This window comes from Neisseria sp. (genome assembly GCF_030527965.1).
GTDB lineage: Bacteria > Pseudomonadota > Gammaproteobacteria > Burkholderiales > Neisseriaceae > Neisseria.
The window spans coordinates 93,799-107,463 of record NZ_JAUMZU010000003.1 but is presented as its reverse complement, the minus strand read 5'-3'; the positions used below and the strand labels follow the sequence as shown (position 1 = coordinate 107,463).

At 49.8% G+C, this 13,665-nt stretch carries 12 protein-coding genes; 11 read left to right on the top strand and 1 reads right to left on the bottom strand.

What is annotated here, in order from left to right; translation table 11 throughout:
* The first annotated feature begins 59 nt into the window (after positions 1 to 59).
* Positions 60 to 908 (top strand): ferritin-like domain-containing protein, encoded by an 849-nt coding sequence (locus Q4A84_RS02515; protein ID WP_303087375.1) that lies wholly within the window; start codon positions 60 to 62, stop codon positions 906 to 908.
* Between the two features lie 84 nt (positions 909 to 992).
* On the opposite strand, the gene Q4A84_RS02510 is transcribed toward Q4A84_RS02515, so the two are convergent.
* Positions 993 to 1,970, bottom strand: coding sequence for a malate dehydrogenase (locus Q4A84_RS02510; protein WP_303087348.1), 978 nt, complete (start codon positions 1,968 to 1,970; stop codon positions 993 to 995).
* A 595-nt stretch (positions 1,971 to 2,565) separates the two neighbouring features.
* Between Q4A84_RS02510 and sdhC the strand changes: the two genes are divergently transcribed.
* From sdhC to lpdA, 10 genes are all read left to right on the top strand, one after another.
* Entirely contained in the window at positions 2,566 to 2,943 is a 378-nt protein-coding gene (gene sdhC, locus Q4A84_RS02505; RefSeq protein ID WP_303087347.1) for a succinate dehydrogenase, cytochrome b556 subunit, read from the top strand.
* Positions 2,937 to 3,284, top strand: a complete 348-nt coding sequence (sdhD, locus tag Q4A84_RS02500; protein WP_303087346.1) for a succinate dehydrogenase, hydrophobic membrane anchor protein — start codon at positions 2,937 to 2,939, stop codon at positions 3,282 to 3,284. Before sdhC ends, sdhD begins: the two co-directional genes overlap by 7 nt.
* 2 nt (positions 3,285 to 3,286) lie before the next feature.
* Positions 3,287 to 5,050, top strand: coding sequence for a succinate dehydrogenase flavoprotein subunit (gene sdhA, locus Q4A84_RS02495; RefSeq protein WP_303087374.1), 1,764 nt, complete (start codon positions 3,287 to 3,289; stop codon positions 5,048 to 5,050).
* A gap of 12 nt (positions 5,051 to 5,062) precedes the next feature.
* Complete coding sequence (locus Q4A84_RS02490; protein WP_303087345.1) at positions 5,063 to 5,767, top strand: succinate dehydrogenase iron-sulfur subunit; 705 nt, start codon at positions 5,063 to 5,065, stop codon at positions 5,765 to 5,767.
* A 2-nt stretch (positions 5,768 to 5,769) separates the two neighbouring features.
* Positions 5,770 to 6,018 (top strand): succinate dehydrogenase assembly factor 2, encoded by a 249-nt coding sequence (locus Q4A84_RS02485; RefSeq protein ID WP_303087344.1) that lies wholly within the window; start codon positions 5,770 to 5,772, stop codon positions 6,016 to 6,018.
* Positions 6,019 to 6,074: 56 nt separating this feature from the next.
* A complete protein-coding gene (gene gltA, locus Q4A84_RS02480) occupies positions 6,075 to 7,358 on the top strand; it encodes a citrate synthase (RefSeq protein ID WP_303087343.1) in 1,284 nt (427 codons plus the stop codon).
* Between the two features lie 185 nt (positions 7,359 to 7,543).
* Positions 7,544 to 10,378, top strand: coding sequence for a 2-oxoglutarate dehydrogenase E1 component (locus Q4A84_RS02475; RefSeq protein ID WP_303087342.1), 2,835 nt, complete (start codon positions 7,544 to 7,546; stop codon positions 10,376 to 10,378).
* A gap of 70 nt (positions 10,379 to 10,448) precedes the next feature.
* Complete coding sequence (gene odhB, locus Q4A84_RS02470) at positions 10,449 to 11,642, top strand: 2-oxoglutarate dehydrogenase complex dihydrolipoyllysine-residue succinyltransferase (RefSeq protein WP_303087341.1); 1,194 nt, start codon at positions 10,449 to 10,451, stop codon at positions 11,640 to 11,642.
* Between the two features lie 72 nt (positions 11,643 to 11,714).
* Complete coding sequence (locus tag Q4A84_RS02465) at positions 11,715 to 11,966, top strand: hypothetical protein (protein WP_303087340.1); 252 nt, start codon at positions 11,715 to 11,717, stop codon at positions 11,964 to 11,966.
* A gap of 132 nt (positions 11,967 to 12,098) precedes the next feature.
* A complete protein-coding gene (gene lpdA, locus Q4A84_RS02460) occupies positions 12,099 to 13,532 on the top strand; it encodes a dihydrolipoyl dehydrogenase (RefSeq protein ID WP_303087339.1) in 1,434 nt (477 codons plus the stop codon).
* Positions 13,533 to 13,665 lie beyond the last annotated feature (133 nt).

Genomic DNA, 13,665 nt, shown 5'->3' with positions numbered 1-13,665 from the left:
GTTTACCTATGCTAAATGCAACAATCAAGCAGCTTGGCCAATCGGCGTATAATGCCCGCATGAAAAGCATCTACCCTCACCTTTTTGCCGCACTCACTGCCACCGATCCGACACAAAAATGCCGCTTAACGCAACAAGCTGCCAAAGATTGGCGCAACGGAGCATTGGATGCGTTGCCGGATCAAGCACCCGTTGATTTCCGTCTGGCCGGCCACCCTGCCAAACCCGATTTAGTGCCGCCGTCAGCCGTCGCACAGCGCAAAATGAATACGCCGGAAGGCTATGCCGCCATGTTGCATGCCATTTGCCATATCGAATTCAACGCCATCAATCTCGCACTTGATGCAGCATATCGCTTCCGTACGTTGCCCAAATCATTTACCGGCGACTGGCTGAAAGTGGCCGAAGAAGAAGCGCACCACTTTACCCTGATGCGACAACGGTTGCGCTCATACGGCTATGATTACGGCGATTTTGAAGCACACGGTCATTTATGGGACATGGCATACAAAACCGCTTTCGATCCGCTTTTACGCATGGCCTTGGTGCCCAGGGTGCTGGAAGCTCGCGGCTTGGACGTCACACCGGCCATACGAGCCAAAGTAGCTCAACGCAACGATGAAGAAACCTGTGCGGTGTTAGACATCATCTATCGGGACGAAGTAGGCCATGTACAAATCGGCAACCACTGGTATATGTGGCTCTGCCGGATGCGCGGTTTAGAGCCTTTACCTTTATTCCGCCGTTTGCTATCGCGTTTCGACATGTTTATTTTCCGAGGATATGTAAACATCGAAGCACGGGAACGCGCCGGATTCAGCCGTTTCGAGCTGGACATGCTGGAAGATTTCGAGAAAAGCCTCAAAGAAAACCAACAAGATCGAAATTGGCGGCACGCCTTAAGGTAAGCAATCTGTATTTCAAAACGAATGCCTGTCTGAAACATTCAGACAGGCATTCGTTCATTCAAACGTAACAATCAAAAGCCGACTTTACAGCAAATGCGCCACGCCCGCTTTTTCCTCTTCCAGCTCGTTCAGCGTTTTGTTAATCCGCTCTTGGCTGAACGCATCAATATCCAGGCCTTTGATAATCTGATATTCGCCGTTTTCACACGTTACCGGAAAGCCGAACAAAGTGCCTTCGGGAATACCGTACGAACCATCGGAAGGAACGCCCATAGTCACCCATTTACCATTCGTACCCAAAACCCAATCGCGCACATGGTCGATGGCTGCATTGGCCGCGGATGCCGCGGAAGACAATCCCCGCGCCTCAATAATCGCCGCACCGCGCTTACCAACCGTCGGCAGGAAGACTTCCTCATTCCAAACCTGATCATTAATCAAGTCTTTCACGCTTTGGCCGTCAATCGTAGCGAACCGGTAATCGGCATACATGGTTGGAGAATGGTTGCCCCAAACACAAAGCTTCTCAATCTGCTGAACAGACTTGCCTGTTTTCTCCGCAATCTGGCTGGCCGCACGATTATGATCCAGGCGCATCATCGAAGTAAAGTTTTTAGCCGGCAAGTCGGGCGCCGATTTCATTGCGATATAAGCATTGGTATTGGCCGGATTGCCCACAACCAGCACCTTCACATCCCTGCTGGCCACTTTATTCAAAGCCGCACCCTGCACCGTAAAGATTTCAGCATTGGCCTGCAGCAAATCGGCACGCTCCATGCCTTTGCTTCTCGGGCGCGCACCCACCAAAATGGCAACATCCGCATCTTTAAAAGCCACTTCAGGATTATCCGAAGCAACCATTCCCGCCAGCAGCGGAAACGCGCAATCCTGCAACTCCATCATCACGCCTTTTACGGCATTTTGCGCCTGAGGCAGATCCAACAATTGCAAAATAACCGGCTGGTCTTTACCCAGCATTTCTCCGCTTGCAATACGGAATAGCAAACTATAACCAATTTGACCTGCTGCGCCGGTAACGGCTACACGAACGGGTTTTTTCATACTTAAAACTCTCCTGAGAATGTAGTTTGTTTCCACCTTGAACACACAGTCAAAATCATCAATCTTAAATCTTAACGACCAAGGTGCTTATTCGGCATTCAAACCTGCCTGTACTTGAAAATTACCAGAGCGGAAAATGATCGCCAACAGCTCTGTAACAGATCCAAAAAAACAGGCCGCAAATCGGATACGACCATTTTCACAACGGTTCTATCATACCAACAATTGTAGGAAGTTGTAATTTAATTTTTAATAAAACACCCTATACCCCACTCCTTCCTCCAACTTCCACCTTATTCAATCGAAAATAAAAATAATGTATTCAAGCCACACTGATGCCAATGCACCTTGAATACATCAAAAAATTGTAAACAATTATGCCTGTTAAAGTTTTTTTATTCGCTAGCAAACCAATATCATTAATTTTTTAATGCAGATGGTAAATTTCATCAATTATTTATCAAAAAAGACTACACAATCTCAACCAAACAAGGTAAATTATGCTTCAACGTAGTTTGCTGTAATTTTTCGGTTGACTTCAAACTGCGTGGTTTTGAGTATGTTTTGATGAGAATTAAAATAAAGAGGAATTGAAATGCAGACCAAAAAACGACCTGTATTTCTGGATTTGCAGCAGATAAAACTGCCCATTCCGGGAATCGTTTCGATTTTGCATCGAATCAGCGGCGTCATCCTATTCATCATGCTGCCCGTTTTACTAACCTTGCTCAACGGCTCGCTAAGCAGCAACGAAACCTTTGAAACCTATAAATCCTTTACCAGTCATTTTTTAGTAAAACTGGCTTTAATCGGTATCTTATGGGCCTTGATGCATCATCTGTTTGCCGGAATACGCTTCCTGCTTTTAGACGCTCATAAAGGTCTGGAACTCCAAACTGCCCGCAAAACCGCCCGTATCGTGCTTTATGCGGGCATTGTCTCGGCTCTCGTGTTAGGAGTCGCGCTATGGTAAACCGCAAACTGGCCGGAGCGCATTATGGCCTGCGCGATTGGGCGATGCAGCGTATTACCGCTGTCGTGATGCTGATATACACCTTCATTTTTTTCTTTTTCCTGTTAAGCATGTTCGGTGCGCAAGATTACACCGAATGGCAACAGTTTTTCGCCAAAACATGGGTTAAAGTCTTCACCCAAACCACCTTCATCGCCGTATTTTTACACGCATGGGTAGGCATCCGCGACCTTTGGATGGACTATATCAAACCATTCGGTCTGCGCCTGTTCCTACAATCGGCCACCATCGTCTGGCTGATCGGTTGTGCCATTTATTCAATTAAAGTGATTTGGGGTTAATGATGACTTTTCCTGTACGCAAATTTGACGCAGTAATCGTAGGTGGCGGCGGTGCCGGTTTACGAGCTGCCCTCCAACTTTCCAAAGCCGGCCTGAATACCGCCGTTTTATCCAAAGTATTCCCCACCCGTTCCCATACAGTTGCCGCACAGGGCGGCATTTCCGCATCGTTAGGCAACGTGCAGGAAGACCGCTGGGATTGGCATATGTACGACACTGTAAAAGGTTCCGATTGGCTGGGCGACCAAGACGCCATCGAATTTATGTGCCGTCGCGCACCGGAAGCGGTTATCGAGTTGGAACACATGGGCATGCCTTTCGACCGCGTAGAAAGCGGCAAAATTTACCAACGCCCCTTTGGCGGCCACACCGCAGAACACGGCAAGAGAGCCGTAGAGCGCGCTTGCGCCGTTGCAGACCGCACCGGCCATGCCATGTTGCATACTCTGTATCAACAAAATGTGCGCGCCAACACACAATTCTTCGTAGAGTGGACGGCACTCGACCTGATTCGCAACGAAAACGGCGATGTAGTCGGCGTAACCGTCATGGAAATGGAAAGTGGCGACATTTATATTTTCCATGCCAAAGCCGTGTTGTTTGCAACCGGCGGCGGCGGCCGTATCTATGCCTCCTCTACCAACGCATTTATGAATACCGGCGACGGCCTGGGTATTTGTGCCCGCGCCGGCATCCCGCTGGAAGATATGGAATTCTGGCAATTCCACCCTACCGGTGTGGCCGGTGCCGGCGTATTGATTACCGAAGGCGTACGCGGCGAGGGCGGAATTCTGCTGAACTGCGACGGCGAACGTTTTATGGAGCGGTATGCCCCGACAGTAAAAGACTTGGCATCTCGAGACGTGGTTTCCCGCGCTATGGCAATGGAGATTTACGAAGGTCGCGGCTGCGGAAAAAACAAAGACCACGTATTGCTGAAAATCGATCACATCGGTGCCGAAAAAATCATGGAGAAATTACCCGGCATTCGGGAAATCTCCATCCAATTTGCCGGCATCGACCCGATTAAAGATCCGATTCCCGTCGTACCTACCACGCACTACATGATGGGCGGCATCCCGACCAATTACTTAGGAGAAGTGGTGGTTCCCGGTAATAAAGGGGCCGAAACCGTCGTCAACGGTTTGTATGCCGCCGGCGAATGCGCCTGTGCTTCAGTACACGGCGCCAACCGTTTAGGTACCAATTCTTTATTAGACTTGGTCGTATTCGGCAAATCGGCCGGCGACAGCATGATTGAATACATCAAACAGCAATCCGGCTGGAAAAGCCTGCCTGAAAATGCGGGTGACTTCACCCGAGAACGCCTCGAACGTTTGAATACGCAAACCGGCGGAGAAAATGTTGATGAATTGCGCCGTGAATTGCAACGCACCGTGCAATTACACGCCGGAGTATTCCGTACCGACGCCATTCTGAAAGAAGGAGTGGATAAGGTTTTGGCGCTGTACAACCGCAGCAAAAACACGGAAATCAAAGACAAGAGCCAAGTCTGGAATACAGCCCGCATCGAAGCGTTGGAGCTGGATAATCTGATGGAAGTTGCCAAAGCCACTCTGATCTCTGCGGAAGCACGAAAAGAATCGCGCGGAGCACACGCTTCAGACGATCATCCGGAACGTGACGATATCAACTGGATGAAACACTCCCTGTTTTATTCTGCAGACAACAGCCTGCACTACAAACCGGTTCACACCAAACCATTGACCGTAGACTATATCGAGCCGGCCAAACGCGTTTACTAAGGAACAGAAAAAATGGAAAAACTACGTTTCAAAGTGTATCGCTACAATCCCGATGTGGATGCCAAGCCGTACATGAAAGACTATGAAATAGAAATTGAACCGACCGATGTCAAGCTCTTGGATGCGATGGTCAAAATCAAAGCGCAGGACGACAGCTTTTCATTCAGACGTTCCTGTCGTGAAGGCATTTGCGGTTCCGACGGCATGAATATCAACGGCAAAAACGGTTTGGCATGCCTGACCGACATTCGCAGCCTGCAACAGCCGATTACTCTGCGCCCGCTGCCCGGCCTGCCCGTTATCCGTGATTTGATTGTGGATATGACGCAATTTTTCAAACAGTATCACTCAATCAAACCCTATGTGGTCAACGATACGCCGCCGCCAGAGCGTGAGCGCATACAGTCGCAGGAAGACCGCAAAGAACTAGACGGCTTGTACGAATGCATCCTCTGCGCTTGCTGCTCAACCGCATGCCCGTCTTTCTGGTGGAATCCGGATAAATTCGTCGGCCCATCCGGTCTGCTCAACGCATACCGTTTCATTGCCGACAGCCGCGATACGATTACCAACGAGCGTTTAGACAACCTAAACGACCCTTACCGATTGTTCCGCTGCCATACGATTATGAACTGCGTAGACGTTTGTCCGAAGCATCTGAACCCGACACGCGCCATCGGTAAGATTAAAGAAATCATGTTAAAACGGGCTGTCTGAATATGGTCGCTTTTGACGAAGCAGCGAAAAGGCGCATCCGCTTCCTGACACGCCGCGGACTGCTTGAGCTGGATATCCTGCTTGAGCGTTTTATGGCAACAGAATTCCAGCATTTAAGCGATCAGGAAATTGCCGTGTTTATTGCCATTTTAGATTTGCCAGACCAAGAATTCTTGGCCTTGGTCAATCAGAAAGAGCAAGCCGAACGCGATGATTTCAAACCGCTACTGGAAAAAATCAGAAATGCTTAACGGCTTTTTCTGAGGCTTAAACCAAAATTTGAACATAAGAATAAAGGAGTGAAGAGATGTCTAAAACCGTTAAAGTGCAAATTGAAGGCAAAGAAAACCTAGAACTACCTGTTTTGAAAGGTACTCTGGGCAACGATGTCGTCGATATCCGAACCTTCACCAAAGGTTCCGGCATGTTTACGTTTGACCCGGGTTTCGTATCGACTGCAAGCTGCGAATCTAAAATCACCTTCATCGACGGCGAAAAAGGCCAGTTGTATTATCGCGGCTATCCTATCGAACAACTCGCCGAACATAGCGATTATCTAGAAACCTGTTATCTTCTGATCTACGGCGAACTACCTACCGAAAAAGAAAAAGAACAATTCGTAAGCACCGTAACCAAACACACCATGGTTCACGAGCAGCTCACTTGGTTCTTCCGCGGCTTCCGTCGCGATGCGCATCCGATGGCCATGATGGTCGGTGTTGTGGGCGCTTTGTCTGCGTTTTATCAAGACAGCCTGGAAATTGCCGATCCGGAACATCGTCAAATTGCGATTTACCGCTTGATTTCTAAAATCCCGACCATTGCGGCAATGTGCTACCGTTATTCAAATGGTTTGCCTTTCAATTATCCGCGCAATGACTTGTCCTACACCGCCAACTTCATGCACATGATGTTTGCTACGCCTTGTGCACCCTATACGCCCAACCCGACGCTTGTCAAAGCATTGGATCGCATCTTCATCCTGCATGCCGACCACGAACAAAACGCTTCTACCTCCACCGTGCGTTTGGCCGGTTCTTCAGGCGCCAATCCGTTTGCCTGTATTGCCGCCGGTATTGCCTGTTTGTGGGGCCCCGCACACGGCGGCGCCAACGAAGCCGTGTTGAAAATGCTGGATGAAATCGGCGACGTTTCAAACGTAGCCGCATTTATGGAAGGCGTGAAAGAGCGCAAATACCGTTTGATGGGCTTCGGTCACCGCGTATACCGCAACATGGATCCGCGTGCGAATATCATGCGCGAAACCTGCTACGAAGTGTTGAAAGAACTCGGTTTGGAAAACGACCCGAAATTCAAGTTGGCGATGGAATTGGAGAAAATCGCACTGAACGATCCTTTCTTCATTGAGCGCAAACTTTATCCGAACGTTGATTTCTATTCCGGCATCGTTCTATCCGCTCTGGGCATTCCGGTATCGATGTTTACCGTTGTTTTCGCGCTGGCCCGCACGGTTGGCTGGATTTCCCACTGGCATGAAATGATTAGCGATCCGAGCCAAAAAATCGGCCGTCCTCGCCAACTTTATACCGGTGCCGACCGCCGAGATTTTGTTCCATTAAACAAACGCTGATTCATTTTCCCAACGTATTTTCAGACAGGCTTTTACTTATGCTGATGCCTGTCTGAAAACTCGAAGAAATACATTATCAAAATGATATATCAGGAGTAGAATATGAAACTGTATTCCGACTATCAAAAAATAGGGCGGAATCAGAAATATTCTACTTTTTTCACTTTTAAGACAAAGATATAGCCATGATGGAAGAACGACAAAGCCTCTCATATCTGTTTGGTTCCAACGCTCCCTATATTGAGGAATTGTACGAGAACTATCTTAATGATCCCAACTCCGTTGATGACCATTGGAAGCAATACTTCACTCAATTGGCCGCCCAACCCGGCGCAGTCGAACGTGACGTTGCCCACCGTCCGATTCAGGAATCTTTTGCCAATCTGGCAAAACACAAAGCAACGGCGGCCATCTCCGGCGGCTTAGACGAAAATATGCTGAAAAAACAAGTAGGCGTATTGAGATTGATGTCTGCCTATCGCATCCAAGGCATAGGCGCTGCCCAGCTTGATCCGCTCAAACGGATGCCGCCCCGCAATATCGATGCGCTGGATCCGAAATTCCACGGCCTGAGCGATACGGACATGGCGGTTCGTTTCAGCGTAGGAGAAGGCGATTTTTCCGGCGACGACAAAATGACCTTGTCGGATATTGTCAGCAAATTGAAACAAACTTATTGCGGGCATATCGGCATCGAATACATGTATATCGCCAACACCGACGAACGCCGTTGGATTCGCAATTATTTTGAAGGTTCTTTGTCTACGCCTTCGTTCGATAAAGAGCAAAAACGCTATATCCTGAAACAAATCACTGCCGCAGAAACCATGGAGCGCTACCTGCATACCAAATATGTGGGACAGAAACGCTTCTCGGTCGAAGGTGGCGAAAGTTCGATTGCAGGGTTGAATTATTTGATTCAAAACGCCGGCAAAGACGGCGTGGAAGAAGTGGTTATCGGGATGGCACACCGCGGCCGTCTGAATGTGTTAGTTAACACACTAGGCAAACAGCCCAGTAATCTATTTGCAGAATTTGAAGGAAAAGTCGCCGCCACCTTGCCCAGCGGCGACGTGAAATATCATATGGGTTTCAGCTCCGATATTGCCACACCCAACGGTGCCATGCACGTAACGCTTGCTTTCAACCCTTCCCACTTGGAAATCGTGAATCCTGTTGTTGAAGGTTCGGTTCGCGCCAAACAGCGCCGCCGCGGCGATGCGGGGCAAGATCAGGTTTTACCCGTTTTAATCCACGGTGATTCTGCTTTCATCGGCTTGGGCGTAAACCAAGCAACATTCAACCTGTCCAAAACGCGCGGCTATACCACCGGCGGAACCATCCATCTCGTTATCAACAACCAAATCGGCTTTACCACTTCCGATACGCGCGACGTACGCTCGACAGTATACTGCACCGATATTGCGAAAATGGTGGAAGCGCCGATTTTCCACGTTAACGGTGATGATCCCGAAGCGGTCTGCTTTGTTGTGCAAGCCGCTCTGGATTACCGCAAACAATTCAAAAAAGACGTGGTCATCGATTTGGTTTGCTATCGCAAACTCGGCCACAACGAAGGCGACGATCCGACATTGACCCAGCCCATGATGTATAAAAAAGTAGCTCAGCATCCGGGCACGCGCGCTTTGTATGCGGATAAATTGATTGCAGAAGGCGTGGTCACTCAGCAAGAGGCCGACGGTTATATTCAAGCTTACCGCGATGCGTTGGATAAAGGCGAACACGTCGAGCAAACCCGCTTGACTGATTACGAAAGCAAGCACCGTGTAGATTGGTCGAAATACCAAAGCAAAGACTGGCGCGAAAAAACCGAGAGCGGCCTGCCCGCCGCCGACATCAAGCGCCTGGCCGACAAATTTACCGAGGTGCCGGAAAACTTCACGTTACACAACACGGCAAAACGCGTTATCGAAGCGCGCAAAGCCATGGCTGCAGGGGAACAACCTATCGACTGGGGCATGGCCGAAACCATTGCTTACGCCAGCATGGTGACCAACGGCATCGGGGTAAGAATTTCCGGTGAGGATTCCGGCCGCGGCACCTTCTCCCACCGCCATGCGGTATTGCACGATCAGAAACGTGAAAAATCGGATGCGGGGGCTTATATTCCGCTGCGTAATATGAGTGAAAACCAAGCGAACTTTCTGGTCATCGATTCAATTCTGAACGAAGAAGCCGTTATGGCTTATGAATATGGCTACGCTTGCTCCGCTCCCGACAAACTGGTTATCTGGGAAGCTCAGTTCGGCGATTTTGCCAATGGCGCTCAGGTGGTTATCGACCAATTCGTTTCTTCCGGCGAGACCAAATGGGGTCGCTTATGCGGCTTGACCACCATCCTGCCGCACGGTTACGACGGCCAAGGCCCCGAGCATTCCTCCGCTCGTTTGGAACGCTGGTTGCAGTTGTGCTCCGAAGAAAACATGCAAATCATCATGCCTTCCGAAGCCTCGCAAATGTTCCACATTCTGCGCCGGCAAACGTTGCGCGCGTATCGCAAACCCTTGGCTATCTTTATGTCGAAACGCCTCCTGCGTTTTAAAGACTCCATGAGCCCGCTGGAAAACTTTACCGAAGGCACCACTTTCCGGCCGGTTATCGGCGATGTGATTGACCGCCCCGATAACGGCAGCGTAAAACGCGTTCTCTTGTGTGCCGGTCAGGTGTATTACGACTTGGCTTCGGCGCGCGAAGAGCGGAAACTCACCGATGAAGTTGCCATCGTTCGAGTCGAGCAGCTCTATCCTTTCCCTTACGACGAGGTTCGAGCCGAATTGGCCAAATATCCGAATGCCAAAGAAGTGTTCTGGACTCAAGAAGAACCGCGCAACCAAGGTGCGTTCCACCAACTGCGCCATCGTATCGAAAGGGTGTTGGGCGAATCGCAAAAACTCGGTTATGCCGGTCGTCCGACCAGTGCTTCACCTGCCGTAGGCTATATGAGCAAACACGTTGCCCAGTTGAAACAACTGGTTGACGATGCTTTGAATTTAAATTGACCAAACCACAAATGCCTGTCTGAACACACTGAATTTTTTCAGACAGGCACACACCAAACCGGAGAAAAAAATGATTGTTGAAGTAAATGTTCCTGTATTTGCCGAAAGCATTACTGAAGGTACTTTGCTGGCATGGCATAAAAAAGTAGGTGAATCTGTTGCCCGCGACGAAGTTTTAGTAGACATTGAAACCGATAAAGTGGTGCTGGAAGTGCCTGCGCCCCAAGCTGGCGTATTGGTTGAAATTATTGTTCAAGACGGCGAAACCGTTGAAACGCAGCAAGTTCTGGCTAAAATCGATACCGAAGCCGCTGCATCTGCCACGGCTGCCCCCGCAGCCGAAGCAGCGCCCGCCGCACCGGCAACCGCACCGGCTTCAAACACGCAATCCGGCGTCGCCATGCCTGCCGCTGCCAAATTGGCTGCTGAAAAAGGCGTGGATATCAGCAGCGTACAAGGCTCGGGAAGAGACGGTCGCGTTTTGAAAGGAGACGTGCAAAACGCAGCGTCCGCCACAGCCTCCCGCGCATCTGCTGTACCTGCGGCTCCCCTGCCCTTGGGCGGCCGCCCGGAACAACGCGTTCCGATGAGCCGCCTGCGCGCGCGCGTAGCCGAACGCTTGCTGGCATCGCAACAAGAAAACGCCATCCTAACCACCTTCAATGAAGTCAACATGAAGCCAGTTATGGATTTGCGCAACAAATACAAAGAAAAATTCGAGAAAGAGCATGGCGTAAAACTCGGCTTTATGTCTTTCTTTGTAAAAGCCGCTGTGGCTGCGTTGAAAAAATTCCCGGTTGTGAATGCTTCGGTTGACGGCAAAGACATCGTTTATCACGGCTACTTCGACATCGGCATTGCCATCGGCAGCCCGCGTGGTTTGGTTGTGCCGATTCTACGCGATGCCGATCAGATGAGTATTGCCGACATCGAAAGAGCAATCGTCGATTACGCGGTTAAAGCCAAAGACGGCAAAATCGCTATTGAAGATTTAACCGGCGGCACCTTCAGCATTACCAACGGCGGCACCTTCGGTTCCATGATGTCTACTCCCATCATCAACCCGCCCCAATCGGCCATTCTGGGCATGCACGCGACAAAAGAACGTGCCGTAGTGGAAAACGGCCAAGTTGTCGTGCGCCCAATGATGTATCTGGCACTCTCCTACGACCACCGTATCATTGATGGCCGTGAAGCCGTGCTGACATTGGTTACCATTAAAGATTTGCTGGAAGATCCGGCACGTTTGTTATTGGATTTGTAAACCAACCGTTTTCAGACAGGCATACCGCCTTATCAATGCCTGTCTGAAACCTTTCACAAGCAGAGGGAAGCCATGAAATATGCCGCTTTATTGTTATCCGTATTGGTATTGGGCGCATGTTCTACTTCAAGTAACTACGTACTGACCGCCTACACCACCAAAGGCAAAGTTTTAAATAAAAAAGTAGAGCTCGCATCTAACGAAGCAGGCATCCCGACGATGCGCGATACGCTATGCAAAACTTATCCGAATGCCGTTATCCGCATTCATAAGAGAATCTCAGGTCAGGAAGCAACCGAATACAGCCCGTATTCCTGCCGTTGACACCCATTGGCGCTTTCTTTCTTAAAACGGATTATGGAAACGAAACCATCCGTTATGCTTCCCTATTTTTAAATTCAAATTACATGACAGGCTGCAATCCAGCTTCAACATGAACATCACAAAGGATAAACCATGTCTCAATATGACGTAGTTGTAATTGGTGCCGGCCCCGGCGGTTATGTTGCCGCTATCCGCGCCGCCCAGCTCGGTTTTAAAACGGCTTGTATTGATGCGGGCGTGAACAAAGCCGGCGATGCGCCCGCGCTCGGCGGCACCTGCCTGAATGTCGGCTGCATTCCTTCCAAAGCCCTGCTTCAATCCAGCGAACATTATCACGCCGCCCAGCATGATTTCGCCGAGCATGGCATCAGCGTAGACAATATCAAATTCGACGCGACCAAAATGATTGAGCGCAAAGACGGCATCGTGAGCAAGCTCACCGGCGGTATTGCGTTTCTATTCAAAAAAAACCAAGTCGAAAGTCTGCACGGCAAAGGTTCGTTTAAAGGTAAAAACGGCGATCTGTATCAAATCGAAGTCGACAACAAAGGCGAAAAAAGTTTAATCGAAGCCAAAACCGTGATTGTCGCTACCGGCTCCGTACCGCGCCCGCTTCCGCAAACCGCCATCGACAATATTAATGTGCTGGACAACGAAGGCGCGCTGAATCTGACCCAAGTGCCCAAAAAACTCGGCATCATCGGCGCAGGCGTAATCGGTTTGGAAATGGGCTCGGTTTGGAAACGCGTCGGCTCCGAAGTAACCATTCTGGAAGCCTTGCCCACCTTCTTGGCTTCGGCCGACCAACAAATCGCCAAGGAAGCGCTGAAATATTTCACTAAAGAGCAAGGCCTGGATATCCAGCTTGGCGTCAAAATCGGCGAAATCAAAAACAATAAAAAAGGCGTTACCATTCACTATGAAACCGCCAAGGGCGAAGCCAAAACCGAAACGTTTGACAAACTGATTGTTTCCATCGGCCGCATTCCGAATACGGAAGGCCTCAATGCAGAAGCCATCGGCCTGAAAAAAGACGAACGCGGTTTTATTCAAGTAGACGACGAATGCCGCACCAACCTGCCCAACGTGTGGGCCATCGGCGATGTTGTGCGCGGCCCGATGCTGGCTCATAAAGCCAGTGACGAAGGCGTAGCCGTTGCCGAGCGCATTGCCGGGCAGAAACCGCATTTGGATTTCAATACCATTCCTTTTGTGATTTACACCGACCCCGAAATCGCTTGGGTAGGCAAAACGGAAGAACAGCTCAAAGCGGAAGGCATCGAATATAAAAAAGGAACGTCCGGCTTCGCCGCCAATGGTCGTGCACTCGGCTTGGGCAAAGCCAAAGGTACCGTTAAAATTCTTGCCGATGCCAAAACCGACCGTATTCTGGGCGTGCACATGATAGGCTCGATGGTTAGCGAGCTAGTCGCCGAAGGCGTGGTCGGTTTGGAATTCAAGGCATCCAGTGAGGACATCGCCCGCATCGTCCATGCTCACCCCACTTTATCTGAGGTGTTGCACGAAGCGGCTTTGGCCGCGGATAAACGTGCGCTGCACGGTTAAATCCGACAAACTGCAAAAGCAATAAAATGCCTGTCTGAAAATATTTCAGACAGGCATTTATCTTCCTCTTTATACAGGGCAGATATTGCGGTTTTCAGCAGCGTGCATCATCCACCTCTATTGCATGCCGACC

Coding starts and splice junctions, on each gene's coding strand:
- lpdA (WP_303087339.1), top strand. CDS start 12,099: ATGTCTCAATATGACGTAGTTGTAATTGGTGCCGGCCCCGGCGGTTAT.
- sdhD (WP_303087346.1), top strand. CDS start 2,937: ATGGTAAACCGCAAACTGGCCGGAGCGCATTATGGCCTGCGCGATTGG.
- Q4A84_RS02490 (WP_303087345.1), top strand. CDS start 5,063: ATGGAAAAACTACGTTTCAAAGTGTATCGCTACAATCCCGATGTGGAT.
- Q4A84_RS02475 (WP_303087342.1), top strand. CDS start 7,544: ATGATGGAAGAACGACAAAGCCTCTCATATCTGTTTGGTTCCAACGCT.
- Q4A84_RS02515 (WP_303087375.1), top strand. CDS start 60: ATGAAAAGCATCTACCCTCACCTTTTTGCCGCACTCACTGCCACCGAT.
- odhB (WP_303087341.1), top strand. CDS start 10,449: ATGATTGTTGAAGTAAATGTTCCTGTATTTGCCGAAAGCATTACTGAA.
- Q4A84_RS02465 (WP_303087340.1), top strand. CDS start 11,715: ATGAAATATGCCGCTTTATTGTTATCCGTATTGGTATTGGGCGCATGT.
- sdhC (WP_303087347.1), top strand. CDS start 2,566: ATGCAGACCAAAAAACGACCTGTATTTCTGGATTTGCAGCAGATAAAA.
- sdhA (WP_303087374.1), top strand. CDS start 3,287: ATGACTTTTCCTGTACGCAAATTTGACGCAGTAATCGTAGGTGGCGGC.
- Q4A84_RS02485 (WP_303087344.1), top strand. CDS start 5,770: ATGGTCGCTTTTGACGAAGCAGCGAAAAGGCGCATCCGCTTCCTGACA.
- Q4A84_RS02510 (WP_303087348.1), bottom strand. CDS start 1,970: ATGAAAAAACCCGTTCGTGTAGCCGTTACCGGCGCAGCAGGTCAAATT.
- gltA (WP_303087343.1), top strand. CDS start 6,075: ATGTCTAAAACCGTTAAAGTGCAAATTGAAGGCAAAGAAAACCTAGAA.